General features: G+C 31.9%; 15 protein-coding genes. All 15 read left to right on the forward strand.

The genetic code is table 11. From position 1 onward, the window contains the following. The first annotated feature begins 71 nt into the window (after positions 1–71). From EDC58_RS08225 to EDC58_RS08295, 15 genes are read left to right on the forward strand one after another with little or no spacing between them, the layout of a single operon-like run. The gene (locus tag EDC58_RS08225) at positions 72–1,823 is read left to right on the forward strand and encodes a carbamoyltransferase C-terminal domain-containing protein (protein ID WP_123353033.1); all 1,752 of its coding nucleotides are present in this window, start codon (positions 72–74) and stop codon (positions 1,821–1,823) included. Between the two features lies 1 nt (position 1,824). Beyond that, a complete protein-coding gene (locus tag EDC58_RS08230) occupies positions 1,825–2,604 on the forward strand; it encodes a hypothetical protein (protein WP_123353034.1) in 780 nt (259 codons plus the stop codon). After that, positions 2,601–3,434 (forward strand): glycosyltransferase family 2 protein, encoded by an 834-nt coding sequence (locus EDC58_RS08235; RefSeq protein ID WP_123353035.1) that lies wholly within the window; start codon positions 2,601–2,603, stop codon positions 3,432–3,434. Before EDC58_RS08230 ends, EDC58_RS08235 begins: the two co-directional genes overlap by 4 nt. After that, positions 3,431–4,174 (forward strand): class I SAM-dependent methyltransferase, encoded by a 744-nt coding sequence (locus EDC58_RS08240; protein WP_123353036.1) that lies wholly within the window; start codon positions 3,431–3,433, stop codon positions 4,172–4,174. The genes EDC58_RS08235 and EDC58_RS08240 overlap by 4 nt, the downstream gene beginning before the upstream one ends. Further along, on the forward strand, positions 4,174–5,247 hold the full coding sequence (locus tag EDC58_RS08245) for a glycosyltransferase family 4 protein (RefSeq protein ID WP_123353037.1): 1,074 nt from the start codon (positions 4,174–4,176) through the stop codon (positions 5,245–5,247). The genes EDC58_RS08240 and EDC58_RS08245 overlap by 1 nt, the downstream gene beginning before the upstream one ends. Then, positions 5,244–6,308 carry a glycosyltransferase gene (locus tag EDC58_RS08250; RefSeq protein ID WP_123353038.1) on the forward strand — a complete coding sequence of 355 codons (1,065 nt, stop codon included), beginning with the start codon at positions 5,244–5,246 and terminating at the stop codon, positions 6,306–6,308. Before EDC58_RS08245 ends, EDC58_RS08250 begins: the two co-directional genes overlap by 4 nt. Before the next feature lie 3 nt (positions 6,309–6,311). After that, complete coding sequence (gene asnB / locus EDC58_RS08255; RefSeq protein ID WP_123353039.1) at positions 6,312–8,135, forward strand: asparagine synthase (glutamine-hydrolyzing); 1,824 nt, start codon at positions 6,312–6,314, stop codon at positions 8,133–8,135. After that, positions 8,132–9,241 (forward strand): glycosyltransferase, encoded by a 1,110-nt coding sequence (locus EDC58_RS08260; protein WP_211325245.1) that lies wholly within the window; start codon positions 8,132–8,134, stop codon positions 9,239–9,241. The genes asnB (EDC58_RS08255) and EDC58_RS08260 overlap by 4 nt, the downstream gene beginning before the upstream one ends. Further along, complete coding sequence (locus tag EDC58_RS08265) at positions 9,225–11,351, forward strand: STT3 domain-containing protein (RefSeq protein WP_123353040.1); 2,127 nt, start codon at positions 9,225–9,227, stop codon at positions 11,349–11,351. The genes EDC58_RS08260 and EDC58_RS08265 overlap by 17 nt, the downstream gene beginning before the upstream one ends. Continuing rightward, positions 11,351–13,087: an asparagine synthase (glutamine-hydrolyzing) gene (gene asnB, locus EDC58_RS08270; protein WP_123353041.1), complete on the forward strand. Its 1,737-nt coding sequence runs from the start codon at positions 11,351–11,353 to the stop codon at positions 13,085–13,087. The genes EDC58_RS08265 and asnB (EDC58_RS08270) overlap by 1 nt, the downstream gene beginning before the upstream one ends. Then, on the forward strand, positions 13,068–14,168 hold the full coding sequence (locus EDC58_RS08275) for a glycosyltransferase family 4 protein (protein WP_123353042.1): 1,101 nt from the start codon (positions 13,068–13,070) through the stop codon (positions 14,166–14,168). Before asnB (EDC58_RS08270) ends, EDC58_RS08275 begins: the two co-directional genes overlap by 20 nt. Then, positions 14,161–14,766 carry a sugar transferase gene (locus tag EDC58_RS08280; RefSeq protein ID WP_123353043.1) on the forward strand — a complete coding sequence of 202 codons (606 nt, stop codon included), beginning with the start codon at positions 14,161–14,163 and terminating at the stop codon, positions 14,764–14,766. The genes EDC58_RS08275 and EDC58_RS08280 overlap by 8 nt, the downstream gene beginning before the upstream one ends. Next, positions 14,753–15,685, forward strand: coding sequence for an ATP-grasp domain-containing protein (locus EDC58_RS08285; protein ID WP_123353044.1), 933 nt, complete (start codon positions 14,753–14,755; stop codon positions 15,683–15,685). Before EDC58_RS08280 ends, EDC58_RS08285 begins: the two co-directional genes overlap by 14 nt. Further along, entirely contained in the window at positions 15,669–16,286 is a 618-nt protein-coding gene (locus EDC58_RS08290; protein ID WP_123353045.1) for an HAD family hydrolase, read from the forward strand. The genes EDC58_RS08285 and EDC58_RS08290 overlap by 17 nt, the downstream gene beginning before the upstream one ends. Then, complete coding sequence (locus EDC58_RS08295) at positions 16,283–17,455, forward strand: aminotransferase class V-fold PLP-dependent enzyme (protein ID WP_123353046.1); 1,173 nt, start codon at positions 16,283–16,285, stop codon at positions 17,453–17,455. Before EDC58_RS08290 ends, EDC58_RS08295 begins: the two co-directional genes overlap by 4 nt. Positions 17,456–17,459 lie beyond the last annotated feature (4 nt).

Here is a 17,459-nt window from a genome sequence, read left to right on the forward strand (position 1 = left end):
TTTAATAGTTGAAAAGAAGAGCTAAATTTATTGAGCGAAAAAAAAATTTTTAAATACAAGAGGAGAAATATATGAAAATTTTATCAATTTATCCGGGACATTGTTCTACGGTAGCTTATTTAAAAGATGGTGAAATAATTGATTGTATTAGTGAAGAAAAATTTAATAATATAAAAAATAGTTTATCTTTCCCTCTAAAGTCTATTAAATGGATTTTAAAAAAGAATAATTTGAATATTAATGATTTCGATAAAATAGGAATAGTTGGGAAAACTACGGTATTTTATGATATTAGAACTAGTGAGAATAATAGTTTTGAGAGTGTTTTAAATGAAAAAGAAAATTTATTAAAAAAAATTTATAGATATATAGATGTAAATTTGAAGTTTGAAACGAAAGAGAATATTTTAAAAAAATTACAACTAAAAAAATATAATAAAAATTTCCCTCGAAGAAAAAAATATTATTTTAGAAAAATTATGGAGTTATTAGAATTAAAAGATGAAAATAAGCTTGAATTGATTGATCACCACGAATGTCATGCATTTGGTGCATATTATGGTTTAAAAAATAATGTTAATAATGCTCTAGTTTTTACTTTAGACGGACAAGGGGATTTTAGTTGTGCGAAAATATATAAAGTTGTTGATAATCAATGGACATTATTGGCAAATACCTGGTGGAAATATTCTATAGGCGAGCTTTACAGCAGTGTTACGAAAGTTATGGGAATGAAACCACTTGAACATGAATATAAAATTATGGGTTTAGCGGCATATAGCAATAAAAAGTATTTTCAAAAAGCAAAAAAAGATATTTTTGAAGGGTTGTTTTGGCTGGAAGGTTTAGAGTTTAGATCTAAAATTCCTTCTTATGCGTTTAGTGATTATCTTTCTAAAAAGATACCTTATCATAGATTTGATAATATTGCTGGTGCGTTGCAAGATTACTTAGAAGAATTAGTTATTGAATGGATTAAAAAAGCAATTAAAAAAACAGGAATTAAAAATATATATTTAGGCGGCGGTGTTTTTATGAATGTAAAACTTAACAAAAAAATTCAAGAGTTGCCAGAAGTTGAAAACGTAAATTTTATGCCGAGCTGTGGAGATGAAAGTACTCCCATAGGAGGAGCGTACTATTTATATAACAAGTATAAAAGCATTCCCAAACCATTTAAAAATATATATTTTGGTATAAGTTATACTAACGATGAAATTGAAGAATTTATAAAAAGTAAAAAATTAGAAAATAGATTTAAAGTCGAGTTTGTTCAAGATATAGAAAAAAGAATAGCAACTTTGCTGAGTGAAAATAAAATAGTTGCCAGATTTAGAGATAGGTGTGAATGGGGTGCTAGAAGTTTGGGTAATCGTGCCATTTTAGGTAATCCGAGTAGAATGGAGACTTTTTTTGAGATTAATGATAGAATTAAACAAAGAGATTTTTGGATGCCGTTTGCTCCTACTATTTTAGATAAATATGCAAAGCTTTATTTAAAAAATCCCAAAAATATTAAAGCGCCATATATGATTACAGCTTTTGATTCTACGGAGTTAGGAAGAGAAAAATTCAAAGCTGCAATGCACCAGCGTGATAAAACGCTTCGAGCTCAAATACTAGAAAAAGAATTTAATGAAAAGTATTATAATTTAATAGAATATTTTTATGAATTAACAGGAATTGGAGGAGTGTTGAATACAAGTTTTAATTTACACGGTTATCCTTTAGTAGCTACGCCAGAACAAGCTTTATTTACTTTTGAAAATTCAAATTTAGAATATTTGGCTTTAGAAAATTTTTTAATTATTAAAAAGAAATAAAATGACGATTTTAATATCTTCTTATTCGAAAGCATACGATATTTGGCCGATAACGGACTATTTTTTGAAGAAAAATTTTAATTGCGAAACCGAGTTTTATTTGGGAGCGAACGGAGAGAATAAAAAAGAGTTCGTTCCCGAGAGATGGAAATATATAAATAAAGGTGAAGATGTCACTTTTTCAAAAAGTTTAAATGATTATCTTGAAGAGATTGAGGATGAATATTTTATTTTGATGTTGGATGATTTTGCAATTTTGGAGCCTGTGGATTGTTCTTTGATAAAAAGAGCTTTTGATTTTATTAAAGAAAAAAACGGAGTTTATTTAAGGCTTGCTCCGAATCCTGGGGGAGATGAAAAAATAGACAGATATTTTTCAAGAATCGCCGTTGAAAAAAAGGTGCCTTATGTGACCTCTTTGCAAATGGCTATTTGGAAAAAAGAGTTTTTAAAAGAGCTTTTGAAATATGATTTTAACCCGTGGGAATTTGAAACGAAAGCTGGGAAAACTTCTGAGAGTTTAACTAATTACGATAAGTTTTTTGTGACTAATTTTCCTTTTGTAAAATATACTCATTTTGTGGAAAAAGGTAAATTTTTTCCGGTTGTTAAGAGTTGGCTTAATCAAAAAAATATTATTATTGATTCAAGTAGAAGTTTTTGGAGTGAAGAAGAGATAAAAAAAATGCAAGACAGCTTTTTAAAGAGAAATCTTAGAAAATTAATACCTAAAACTATTTATAATAAGCTTAGAAATACGTTCGGATTGGGAGAGTTATGATTTCGGTATTAACACCTACGTATAATAGAGCCGATAAACTTCATAGAGTTTTTGAGAGTATAAAAAATCAAACTTTGAAAAAAATAGATGATAAATATATTTTCGAATGGGTAATAGTTGATGACGGCAGTAGTGATAATACGAAAGAGCTTGTAAAAAAGTGGCAAAAAGAGGTTGATTGGCCAATAAGATATATTTATCAAGAAAATAAAGGAAAGTGGCGAGCAATTGCAAAAGGATTGGAAAATATCGATAACGAATTGACTTTGATTGCTGACAGCGATGATAAATTTTTGCCTGAAACTTTTGAGACATTCTATAATATTTGGAGTTCTTTTAGCCAAGAAGAAAAAGAAAAATGCGGTGGAATAGGTGTGTTGTGTCAGGATCAATTCGGTAAAAGAGTTGGTTGTGATTATCCTATAGAAAATGAGCTATTACCTACATTAGATGTGTTATTTAAATGGAAAAACATTGGACTTGGAGAGACTTGGGCAATTTTAAAAACTGAGAATTTAAAATATGCTTTTTTGAGCCTTCCAAAAGAATTTGAAAAGTTACAGTTTATACCAGAAAGTTTTTTTTGGAACAGGATTGCTTATGAATTAAAACCGTATTCTTATTATATAAATAAGGTTTTAAGGATATATTATAAGGAAGAAGAGGACAATATTAGTCATAATATTAGAAAAAAATATCCAGAAGGTTTTTTTATCGAATCAAAATGGTTTGTAACTAAATATATTAATATTTTTTGGCAATATCCTAATATATATTTTAAATATCTTATTAAATTAATATATTTTTATTTTTTAAAAGGAAAAAAATGAATTGTAAAAAAGTGGCTCCTTTTTTGGGGATGGATAAAAAAAAGCCTTTATATTATAAAAATATTAGAATGAAAACAGATACTTGTTTGCATGAACAAATAGTGGATTATATAAATAAAATTAGCGGGAATAAGAAATTAAAGATATTGGATTGGGGGTGTGGAGAAGGAGCATTAGCTCAAAGGTTATTTGATTTAGGTCATGATGTTATAGGAGTTGATATAGATGCTAAAAACTTTAAAGCTGAATGTGAGTTTTTTCAACTTGATTTTAATAATAAAAATGAGGTGGAAAAATTTATTAATAAAAATTATAAGTTTGACCTTATTTTGGGAATAGAAGTAATTGAACACGTTAAGTCTCCTTATGAATATTTGGATTATATTTATAGACTTTGTCAAAAAGATACTATCGTAATAGTTTCAACTCCAAATATTGCATCGTGGTGGGGAAGATTTTGGTTTTTATTAACTGGTGAACTTTGGGGTTTTTCGTATGATAGTTGGGATGATCCTGGTCATATAAATCCAATTAGTGAAATTGAGATGAGAAGAATATTAGAAGAAAAAAATTTCGAATTGCTTGATATATGGGAAGGTGGTAAATTACCTATTGTTTGGTTTTACAATATAAAAAGATTTTTTATAAGTTTATTTATGTTGCCTTTTCAAATTATTATGAAAGGAAGAAAAAAAGGTTGGGTATTGGTATATGTTTTTAAAAAAGGTAAGAAAGACTAATGAGAATTACATTTATTATTTCATCGTTAAGTGCAGGAGGAGCTGAGAGAGTATTAGTTAATTTGGCAAATTATTTGGTTAATAAAAATCATGAAATATATATTGTTACATTTTCAAAAGAAAAACCTTTTTATCATTTAGATGAGAAAATAAAGTTAGTTCAACTTGGTTTGTTAAAACATTCAAGAAATAAGTTTGAGACTTTGCTGAATACTATAAAAAGAGTTTTGATTTTAAAACAAATTCTGAAAAATATTTCGGCGGATGTAAATATTTCTTTTATGACACAGATGAATATATTAAGTATTATTGCTTCAAGATTAAATTTACAAAAAATTATTGTTTCTGAGGATATAGAATATTTTTTTTATTCAGATAAAAAAGCTTTGATGATTATTAGAAAATTAGTATATAAACTGGCAGATATGTTAATTGTAAAAACAATGAGTGATAAAAAAAATTATTATTTTTTAAAAAAAGTAAAAGTGATAAACAATCCTTTACCGGAAATTCCTTTAAATAATTTTAAGAAAGAGCATTTTATTTTAGCAGTGGGTAGATTAGAAAATCAAAAAGGTTTTGATACTCTTATAAAAATTTATTCAAAAATTGAAACCAGTTGGAAGCTTTATATTGCTGGTGAAGGTAGTGAAAGAAAAAAATTAGAAAGTTTAATAAAGAAATTAAAATTAGAAAAAAAAGTAATACTACTTGGAAATGTTAAAAATATTGAAGAGTGGTATTTTAAGGCTTCAATATTTGTTTTGTCATCAAGAAAAGAAGGTTTTGGTAATGTTTTAATAGAAGCTATGGCTTGCGGGTGCGCTTGCGTTGCTTTTGATTGTCCGTACGGGCCGAGTGAAATAATCGAAAATTATAAAAACGGGATTTTGGTAGAGAATCAAAATGAAGAGAAGTTAAAAGAATCGATAGAGTTGCTTATAAAAGATGAAAATTTAAGAAAAAAATTGGCAAAAGAAGCTGTGAAAGTAAAAGAAAAATATAGTATTGAAAAAATAGCTCGAGAGTGGGAGAATGCTATTGAAGAAGTTTTGAAAAAAGGCGGAAATTGAACAAAATTAAATTGCTTCTTAGTATCCGCTCTTTAAATATCGGCGGGGCGGAGCGTCAATTTATAGAGCTTGTAAAAAATATCGATAAGAAAAAGTTTGATGTTTATGTTGTGACGATGTACGGAGGTGTTTTGGAAGATGAAATAAAAAAAATACCCGGTATTAAATATTTCAACCTCCAAAAAAACGGACGTTTTGATGTTAAATTTTATTTTCGGTACAAAAATCTCCTAAAAAAGATATCTCCCGATGTTATTTATTCTTGGATGGGGGAGATGAATCTTTTTTCTTATTGGTGTAAGCCAAAAAATGCGAAGCTTATTTGGGGATTTAGAGCTTCGAATATGGATTTGCAAAAATACGGGTTGTTTAGTAAGATTTTGTTTGATTTACAAAAGTTTTATTCAAAAAATGTAGATATGATAATCTCCAATTCGAAAGCTTCAATCGATTTTCATAAAAAATCCGGTTTTTTTATGGAAAAATCCGAAGTGGTTTATAACGGAATAGATATTGAGAGATTCAAAAAGAAAATGAGCGATTTCAAAGACAAATATAACCTAAAAACGCCTGTTATTGCTATGGTAGCGAGGCTTGACCCTATGAAAGGTTATGATGTTTATTGTAAAGTCGCAAGTGAACTGAAAAATATCGACTTTATAGGTGTAGGTGAGGGTGATGAAAATATCAAAAAAAGATGTGAAAACGTAAAATTTTTAGGGTCTTTTTTTGATATTGAAAATGTCTATAACGGAATTGATGTTTTGGTGTCGAGTTCCGTTTTTGGAGAGGGGTTTAGTAATTCTATCGCCGAAGCGATGGCTTGTGAAGTACCATGTATCGTGACGGATGTTGGGGATAGTAAGATAATCGTAGGTGATACGGGAATAGTAATAAAACCAGGTTCGCCTGAAGAATTGAAAAAAGCAATAAAAGAAATGCTAAACAAAGATTTAACTGAACTCGGTAAAAAAGCTAGAAAAAGAATTGAAGAGAACTTTTCTATCGAAAAAATGGTGGAAAAAACAGAAAATATAATTCTAAAAATGATAGGGAAATAATAAATGTGCGGAATAGTAGGATTTAATTTTCAAAACAGAGAATTACTCGAAAATATGAAAACCTCCATAAAACACAGAGGTCCTGATGATAACGGAAGTTATATTGATGAATTTATGAGTTTAGGACATGTGAGGCTCTCTATTTTGGAGCTTTCAAAACTCGGACATCAGCCTATGAGTTTTGAGAATTACGTTTTGGTTTATAACGGAGAAATTTACAATTTTGAAGAGATAAAAAAAGAGCTTGAGAGTTTCGGATATACGTTCAAATCCCACAGCGATACCGAAGTGCTGCTAAAATCATATCACAAATGGGGTAAAAGGGCCGTTGAAAAATTTAGAGGAATGTTTGCTTTTGCGGTGTATGATAAAGAATCTAAAAAGCTGATTATTTTTCGAGATAGGGTGGGTGTTAAGCCTTTATATTATTTTTTTGACGGAAATAATTTTTTATTTGCAAGCGAGCTTAGGGCTTTAAGGGTTTATAAAAAATTCGATATCGACAAAACCTCTTTGGCAAAATTTTTTCAATACGGATATATCGGTAGGGACAAATCGATATTTTCAGGTATAAAAAAGCTATTGCCAGGGCATTATTTGGAGTTCGATTTAAAAAATAAGAGCCTTAAAATAGAAAAGTATTGGGATGTTAAGGAATATTTTAGAGAAAATAAAAAAAGCGAAGAAGAGATTATCGACGAGCTTGAGAGTATTTTGATAGAGGGTATTAAATACCGAATGAAAAGTGACGCGCCGGTGGGCGTTTTTTTAAGCGGAGGGGTCGATAGTTCTCTTGTGGCGGCCGTTTTGCAAAAACATTACGGAAATATACATACTTTTACCATAGGTTTTAAAGAAGAAAAATACAACGAAGCACACTATGCGAAAAAAGTTGCGCGTCATATCGGTTCAAATCATACAGAGCGTTTTTTGGAGATGAGCGAAGCAAAAGAGATATTAAAAAACTTTGTCGATATCTATGACGAGCCTTTTGGCGATAGTAGCGGAATTCCTACTTATTTGGTATCAAGAGTTGCTAAAGAAAACGGAGTTAAGGTTGTTTTGAGTGCGGATGGCGGGGATGAGCTTTTTTGCGGATATGAGAGGTATTGGTGGAGCTACGGATTAGGTGGGAAGTTTGAAAAATTGCCATTTAAAAAGCTTTTTTCAAAAGCGATAGGTTTAAGCGAAAATCTTTTATTAAACGTCCCGATTAAAAATATGGAGCATAAACTCGGCTTTTTAAAAGAGCTCTTAAAGAGTGATTCTTGGGAGGATATTTATGAAACTATTCTTAAACAATACAGAGAGGATATAAAACTTTTAGGTTTGGATGAGGTAAAAGAGCCGAAAGATTATTTCCGATTTGGTGAAAAAATACATCCTATGCAAGCGATGATGCTATGGGATTTTTACAATTATCTGCCCGATGATATTTTAGTGAAAGTCGATAGGGCGACTATGGCAAACTCTATAGAAGGTAGAGAACCTTTGCTTGATAATAAGCTTATTGAATATACCGCTTCTATTCCTTTTGAGTACAAATACAAAAACAACGAAAGCAAATATATTTTGAAAAAAGTACTTGAAAGATATCTTCCAAAAGAGTTAATTTATAGGAAAAAACAAGGATTCGGGATACCGATGACTGAGTGGTTTAGGAGCGATTTGATTAAACTTTTTGAAGAGTATTTCAGTAATGATGAAATTATAAACATGGAATATCCGCGAAAGCTTTTAAAAGAGTTCAAAAGTGGAAAATATGTAAATATCAACAAACTCTGGTTTGTGCTTGTATATAAAATGTGGAAGGAGAAGTATTATTGAAAATTTCGATTTTAATTTACTCTATGGCAAGCGGAGGTGCCGAGAGGGTTGTTTCTTTGTTGCTAAAACACTTAAATCAAAAATACGAAATAGAACTTGTACTTATGAACGATACTATATTTTATGAAATTCCCGAAAATGTAAAAATTACTTTTTTAGAAAAATCAAACCCCACAGAGCCCGGATTGATAAAACTTCTCAAACTTCCGTTTTTGGCGTATAAATATTCGAAAATCAAAAGCGATATTAGTCTTTCGTTTATGAATAGACCCAATTATATCAATGTTTTAAGTAAGTTTTTTGGAAAAAAATCGAAAATCATCATATCCGAAAGGGCTATGCCATCAAAACAGCACTCTTTAGGACTTCAGGGCAAAATCAATAGGTTTTTGATAAAAACTTTTTATAAAAAAGCGGATTTGGTAATAGCGAATTCAAAAGGCAATAGTTACGACTTGCAAAAAAACTTTTGCGTAAAAAAAATAAAAACTATATATAATCCCATCGAACCGAAAGAGTGTCAAAAAACAAAAAATGAAAAATTTATGTTCGTAACTATCGGTCGTTTGGATGAAGGAAAAAATCACGCACTTTTGATTAAGGCTTTAAAAGAGTCGAATTTAAACGCAAATCTTTTGATTATTGGAGACGGTCCTTTAAGAAAAGAGCTGGAAGATTTGAGTAAAAGTTTAAATTTGAAAGAAAAAGTAAAGTTTTTAGGTATTCAAAAAGATGTCTATAGGTTTTTGTCAAAAGCAGATTGTTTTGTTTTTTCGAGCAATTACGAGGGGTTTCCCAATGTACTTCTTGAAGCTCTTAATTGTTCTTTACCCGTTATTTCAACCGATTGTAAATCCGGACCGAGAGAGATTTTGGCACCTGAAACGTATTTTTTAAAAGAGACGGAAAGTGTGGAGCTTGCCAAATACGGCATTTTGGTAAAACCTAAAAGTGTCGAAAACTTTGCTAAAGCTATGAAATTAATGTATCAAGATAAAGAGTTGAGATATAATTATGCAATCAATTCTAAAAAAGCGATAGAAAATTTTAAAATCGAAAAAATAATAAAAGAATGGGAGAGGATTTTAGATGAATTTGAATCATAGAAGTGAAATTTATAATGTAATTATTGCGATTTTGCTTGCATATACTTTTGCAATCGCACTTAGGTTTATTTATGTTTCGGAGATTATACACGTAAAAGCTTTTTATTGGCACGGACAACTTATGATAAATAATGTCGACGGGTACTATTATGCCGAGGGTGCTCGCGATATTATCGACGGAGTAAAATCCAATTATCTCTCACCGACAAACGCTCCTTTATCTCTTTTGACGGCGTATTTAGCAAAGTTTTTTCATATTCCGCTTGACGTTTTGATTTTTTATATGCCCGGAGTTTTCGGAGCTCTCATCGTTGTACCTTTGATATTGATTGGTAGGGCTCTTGGAAATCTGTGGATGGGCTTTTTGGCCGCACTTCTTGGCGGTGTTGCTTGGAGTTATTATCACAGAACGATGTTCGGGTATTACGATACCGATATGCTAACGGTAGTGCTTCCTACTTTTGCCGTTTGGGCGGTTGTTTGCGCTTTTACTCAAAAAAATGAAAAATTCTTTTTCTTAGCGCCTTTATTTATGAGCGTTATGCAGTGGTGGCACGACGGGCTTTATAATGTTACAAACGGAATTTTTATAATGAGTTTTATTTATGTTTTATATTTGAAGTTTTTTAAAAAACAAGATATATATAAAGAGACGATTTTCGTTTTGTTTTTGATTATTCCGCTTTTAAAGATAGGACTTTTACCTCAACTCGCTTTAATTTTGATATATCAAATCGCTATTTTAAAATTTAAAGTTTCATATTTTCAAGAAAACGGCATTAAGTTTTTGCTATTCGTATTTTTTATTTACTTTTTATTTGTAGGATTGCCTTGGCTTAGTTCTATTATTAAAAACAGCTATTTTACAAGAGCCGTTTCGAAACAAGAAGGCGGTATTCACTATTTCGATGTCGTAAATACCATTAGAGAAGCTTCGAAAATAGATTGGGACGTTTTTGTTCATAGAATTAGCGGAAGTTGGATAGGCTTTATTTTGGGTGCGATAGGATATTTGGCTTTGTTAATCAGATATCCGATAATGATAGTTTCCATACCTATGGTAGTGCTCGGTTTTTTTGCATTAAGAGGCGGGCTTAGATTTACTATTTTCGCAGTTCCTTTTTTTGCTCTTGGAAACGCTTATCTTTTTGTTTTATTAGCAAAATTCATATCGGATTCTATAAAAGATAACGTCAAACATTATGCATATTACGGGCTTTCTTTATTGTTTATGTTGGGAGTGATATATCCGAATTATAAGCATATGTTTAAATATGTCGTGCCTCCTACTTTTAATGCGAACGAAGTGGCGGTATTAAACGAACTGAAAAAAACGGCAAAACCATCCGATTACGTACTTACTTGGTGGGATTACGGATATCCCGTCAGATATTATGCGAAAGTATCTACGTTAATAGACGGAGCAAAACACAGCGGAGATGTAAACTGGCCTGTGAGTTTTGCGCTGACTCGTCCGCAGCTACCGAGTTATAATGCCGCTATTTTAGACGTTTATCTGACTCAAAAAGATTATGAAGAGCATAAAAAATTCGACTTTATCAAGCAGGTTATGGAGATGTATCATTTGAAATCTCCTACTGAAGTGGAGAAATTTTTGTATAACAAAATCAACCTCCCGAAAATCAAAAACGACATATATTATTATCTTCCGTTTAGAATGTTAAATATATTCCCGACGGTTGCGCTTTTTAGTTATATAGATATAAACACCGGAGAAGTGAATGACAGACCGATTTTTATGCAGTTGTTAATAAAAGGTGTTGATAACAGAGGACTTGTATTGGCAAAAGGGCTTATCCTTTCGAAAAACGGATATTTAATTCAAGACAATCAAAAAATTCCTATTAATAAGCTGATTTTGACTTATTATGATGAAAAAGGAAAACTTGTTAAAAAAGAAGAGACTCTAAATCCGAAAAGCCAATTGAACGTCATAATTATGAGGTCTTTTGGTAGAGTGTTGATTTTGGGTAATAAAATGCTAAACTCAACTTATATTCAATTATACGTGCTTGAAAATTACGATAAAAAACTCTTTAAGCCGGTAATATTAACGCCTTGGGCGAAAGTGTATAAAGTGGTGAAATAATGTGCGGAATTGCCGGGTTTAATTTTGAGGTTGATAAAAAAAGGGTTTTAAAAACTCTTTTTCACAGAGGTCCGGATGAAAATTCTTGTGTGAGAGTTGATAATTTTAACTTTTTTCATACTCGTTTGGCGATTCAGGATATAAAAAACGGCTCTCAGCCGTTTTTTTATAACGATTGGATGATTGTTTTTAACGGAGAAATTTATAATCATTCTCAGCTTAGAAAAAATCTTAAAGAGTTTGACTTCAAAACAAACTCCGACACCGAGACTTTACTCTATCTATTTTTAAAATATAAAGAAAAAATGTTTGATTTTATAGACGGGATGTTTGCTTTTGCGATATATGACAAAAAAAACAAAAAACTTTTTTTAGCAAGAGACAGAGCCGGGAAAAAACCTCTTTATATCTATAAAAAAGATAAAAAATTTGCTTTTGCAAGTGAAATAAACGTTTTTAAAACCCTCAATCCAACGATTGACGAAGAAGACATCAAGCTTTTTTTATCCACCGGTTTTTGCGAGAGCGGGTATAAAGAGATAAGGGAGTTTCCGGCCGGACATTTCGGGTATTATGACGGAGAATTAAAACTAAAACGCTATTTTGACATAGCCGAATATTATAAAGCTCCTAAAATCAAAAATCCTTTGAATGAGCTTGAAGGGTTGTTAAAAATTTCAGTCAAAAACAGACTTTTTTCAAGCGATGTGGAAGTCGGGGCATTTTTGAGCGGTGGAATTGACAGCTCTTTGATTGTAGCGATAGCAAGCGAATATACCGATATTAAAACTTTTACCGTTAAGTTCGAAGGAGCGTATGACGAGTCGTATCTTGCTTCTTTGGTGGCTAGAAAATACGGCTTAAAGCATGAAATTATCGATATAAAAATGAATGTCAAAGATAATATTGAAAAAATTTTGCTAAATTACGGCAAACCTTTTTTTGATAGTAGCGCAATACCGAGTTATTTCGTAAGTAAAGCGGCAAGAGAGCATGTGAAAGTTGTGCTAAACGGAGACGGAGCGGATGAGCTTTTCGGAGGTTATCGTAGATATGTGCCTTTTATAAAAGGGTGGGATAAGATAGCTAAACATTTCACTTTTTTACTGCCTCTTTTAAAACCTAAATCAAGAGGTGAGTTGATGTTTTTATATAGACTTTTGAGAGCCGCGAGTAAAGAGGGGATTCATTGGTACAATGTGCTATTGAACGATTTGTTTGAAGATATTTATGATTTTCACGGCGAAAAAATAGAAAAGTTGGATAAATTTATAAAAAGCATCGATTTTGAAGGCTTTGAAAAACTCTCTTATCTCGATTTTGAAATAAACTTAAAAAATCTTTTAATGAAAATGGATATTGCGTCTATGAGTAATTCTCTTGAAGCGAGAAGTCCTTTTTTGAGTAAATATATGCTTGAATTCGCTCCAAAAATCGACAAAAACGACAAGTTGTTAAAAAAGATTTTAAGAGAGCTTGCAAAAAAATATTTGCCATTAGAGATTGTAAACGCTCCAAAAAGAGGCTTTGAAATACCGCTTGTTAGCTGGGTGGACGGGGAGCTTAGAGATGTGATTTTCGATTATTTAAACTATGGCTTTTATAAAAATTTTGTGGATGAAAAATTGGTAGAAAAAATAAAAAATAAAAAACTGCAAATTCCTGAAGAGAAAAGAGCTAAAATTTTATATCTTCTTTTTGCGTTAGAGGTGTGGCATGAAAATAGCGTTTCTTAGTCATTTGGATTTGAATTTGTATCTTTTCAGGCTTCCGATTATGAAGGAGCTGGTAAAAAGAGGTTATGACGTCTATGCGGTAATGCCAAGAGGGGAAGTCTTTGGGGAGTTTGAAAAATACGGAATTAAAGCCGTAGAATATAAAATTGACAGAAGCAGCTTGAATGTTTTAAAAGAGTTTAAAAGCATAGGTGAGATAAAAAAAGTTATTCGAAAAATCAACCCGGATATCCTTCATACTTTTATGCACAAACCAAATATTTACGGAAATCTCACCGGTCACAAAAACAGAATAAATACCATTACCGGTCTGGGTAGTTTTTTTATTTATGATGATTTTAAAAGTAAAACAATTAGAAAAATAATAGAAACGCTTTATAAATTTACAACGAAATCCACAAAAAAAGTGATATTTCAAAATAGTGACGATTTGAGATATTTTGTTGAAAAAAAAATTGTCCCTCCCGAAAAATCGGTACTTATAAAAAGTAGCGGAATAGATACGAAAACTTTCGCTCCTATGCAAAAATCTCAAAAACTCTTAAAAGAACTTGATATTAAAGATAAACCGGTAGTTTTAATGATAGCGAGAGTTATTAAAGATAAAGGCGTGGAGGAGTTTATAAAAGCGGCCGAGATTCTTAAAGAAAAGGCAGAGTTTTTATATGTCGGAAATATAGACAAAGGAAACAAAAACGCCTATTTGCCGAATTGGAAAAACGTAAAATATTTAGGGTTTAGAAGGGATATTAAAGATTTGATATCTATTTGCGACGTTTTTGTGTTACCGAGTTATAGAGAAGGTGTGCCAAGGACTCTTTTAGAGGCCGCAAGCATGACAAAACCTATAGTTACGAGTGATGCACCTGGATGTCGGGAAGTAGTGGAGGATAATAAAAACGGCTTTTTAGTGCCTGTTAGAGACTATAAAGCACTTGCCAAAAAGTTGGAAATCTTAATCGACAACCCTCAAATGAGGGAAAAAATGGGCGAATATGGTAGAATTAAGGTATTAAAAGAGTTTGATATAGAGGTTGTGGTGAGTCAATATATAAAAATTTATGAGGAATTGAATGTATAAAAATTTTTTTAAGCCGCTTTTTGATAGGGTTTTGGCTTTGATTTTGATAATTTTATTTTTGCCCGTTATGGCGGTTGTGGCGATTTTGATATATTTATGGGACGGAAGGCCTGTGATATTTACACAAGAGCGTCCCGGATATAAAGGCAAAATTTTCAAAATATACAAATTCAGAACGATGACGAACGAAAAAGATGAAAACGGAAATTTATTACCCGATGAAGAGAGATTAAAAGGAGTGGGGAAAGTAATCAGGTCTTTGAGTCTTGATGAACTCCCTCAGCTTTTTAACGTCTTAAAAGGCGATATGAGCTTTGTGGGACCAAGACCGCTTTTAGTGGAATATTTAGAACTATACGACGAAGAACAAAAACGCCGACACGACGTAAAACCGGGAATAACCGGGCTTGCTCAGGTTATGGGCAGAAACGCAATAAGTTGGAGGGAGAAATTCAAATACGACGTTTATTATGTTGATAACGTCTCTTTTTTGCTGGATATGAAAATACTTTTTTTGACCGTGCTGAAGGTTTTAAAAAGAGAGGGAATAAGCCAAGAAGGCAGAGCTACTATGGAGAAATTCAATGGGAAAAATTAACGTTTTAATAACAAGCGCCGGAAGAAGAGTGAGTCTTGTTAAAAATTTTCAAAAACACGCAAAAGTTTTTACGTGTGATATGAACCCTTTTTTAAGCGCGGCCTCTCAGGTAAGCGATAAATTTTTTAAAGTACCGAGAGTTACGGATGAGAGTTATTTGCCCACTCTCCTTGATATATGCCTAAAAAACGATATCAAAATCATAGTCCCTACAATAGATACCGAACTTGGCGTATTGGCAAGAGCTAAAAAGGATTTTTTAAAAAAAGGCGTTTTAATCGCCGTATCCGATGAAGAAATAGTAGATACTTTCGCGCTAAAAACTACGACCGAAGAGTTTTTTCTAAAACACGGCTTTAAAACACCCAAAATCATAAAAGATTTAAAAAACGCAAACTATCCGCTTTTTGCAAAGCTTGACAACTCTTCTTTATCGGTAGGGGCAAGAAGAGTCGATTCGTATGAGGAAGCAAAAATTTTAAAAGGTAATTATGTTTTTCAGGAGTATATCGAAGGGACTGAATACACAATAGACGCTTTTTTTGATAACGATTCCAATTTAATATGCGCAGTACCAAGAGAAAGGGTTGAGGTTAGATGCGGAGAGGTTAGCAAAGCTAAAACTACAAAAGACAAGATGATTTTGGATGAAATAAAGAGATTATCAAAACACTTAAAAGGTGCTTTCGGTACTCTGACAATTCAGCTTTTTAAAAGAGGAAATGAAATCTTTTTTATAGAGATAAACCCGAGATTCGGAGGAGGGTATCCTCTGAGTTTCCTTGCAGGGGCCGATTATGCTAAATTTTTAATCGATTGTTTTAATGGAAAAGAGCTTAGATATTTCGAAGAATGGAGAGATAATTTGATAATGCTAAGATACGACGCGGAGGTTATTGTAGATGGTAATAGTCTTTGATTTGGACGATACTCTATATAACGAAATAGATTTCGTAAAAAGCGGTTTTGAGGAAGTTGCTAATTTTTTGGGAGATAAAAACTATTTCGATTTTATGATGAACGAGTTTCAAAAAAACGGAAGCGGCAAAATTTTTGATAAACTGATAGAAAAATACGACCTAAACGTATCCAAAAACAAACTTATAGAAATTTATAGGTTCCATACTCCGAAAATTTCTTTAAGTAACGAAACAAAAGAAATTTTGGGATACTATAAGCGAAAATATCCGATAGCTTTAATAACTGACGGGCATTATATTTCTCAAAAAAATAAATTTTTCGCTTTAGGGCTTGAGAAATATATAGATTTTCCTATTTTTACGGATTTTTATCACACGAAAAAGCCTGAAAAAAAAGCTTTTGAAATGGTTATGAAAAAATACAAAAACAAAAATTACGTCTATATTTCCGACAATCCGAAAAAGGACTTTTTCGCACCTATCGAGCTTGGTTGGCAAACTATCAGGTATAAAAATCCGCTTGGAATTTATAAAGATTACGAAAATAATGCTGATATCGAAATTAACGATTTAAAAGAGATTTTAAAGGTAATAAAATGATTTATCTCTCTCCTCCTCATATGAGCGGAAAAGAGCTTGAGTATATAAAAAAAGCGTTTGAGAGTAACTATATAGCGCCTGTTGGGGAATTTATAGATAAATTCGAAGAAATGGTAAAAAATTATACAGGCGCTAAACACGCTTTGGCGGTCGTTAACGCCACAAGCGCTTTACATCTCGCACTTAGGGTTCTTGGTATAAAAGAGAATGATAAAGTTGCCGTTTCGACATTTACTTTTATAGGAGGTGTTAGTCCGATACTTTATCAAAATGCCGAGCCTATATTTATCGATAGTGACGAATATTGGCAGATGGATGTTAATTTGCTCGAAGAAGCTCTTAAAAAAGAGAGACCAAAAGCGGTTATCGTAGCTCATCTTTACGGACAAATCGGAAGAATTGAGGATATTGCGTATTTATGTAAAAAATACGGAGCTTTTTTAATAGAAGACGCCGCCGAAGCGCTTGGAGCGTATAAATATACAATGGATAATGGAAAATGGAGAATGGATAATGGACAATTGACAATGGACAATGGGGAATATGCAAACGAGAGCGAAAAATCCTCTTCTATTGTCTATAAACACGCCGGGACATTCGGAGATATAGGAATATATAGTTTTAACGGAAACAAACTTCTAACGACATCCGGCGGAGGAATGATGATAAGCGATAACGAAGAATGGATTAAAAAATCGAAATTTCTATCAACCCAGGCAAAAGAGGATTTTCCTTGGTACGAACATGAAACTTACGGGTATAATTACAGAATGAGTAATATTCTTGCGGCAATAGGTGTCGGACAAATGGAAGTTGTTGAAGAGCGAATAAAAAGAAAAAGAGAAATTTTTAATCTTTATAAAAAAGAATTATCTGATATTGCCGAATTTATGCCCGAAATTAATAATTCTCGAGGAAACAGATGGCTAACCACTCTGCTTTTTAACCAAAAAGAGCCTCTAAAAGTTATGGAGTATCTTTTCGAGCGAAAAATCGAAAGTCGTCCTCTTTGGAAACCTATGCATTTACAACCGCTTTTTAAAAACGCAAAAAGTTATATTAACGGTAGAAGCGAAGAGTACTTCAAAAAAGGATTGTGTCTTCCAAGCGGTACCGCTATGAGCGATGAGGAAGTTTTGAAAATTGCAAAACTTATTAAGGAGAATTAGTTGA

The organism is Caminibacter pacificus (genome assembly GCF_003752135.1).
Classification (GTDB): Bacteria; Campylobacterota; Campylobacteria; order Campylobacterales; family Nautiliaceae; genus Caminibacter; species Caminibacter pacificus.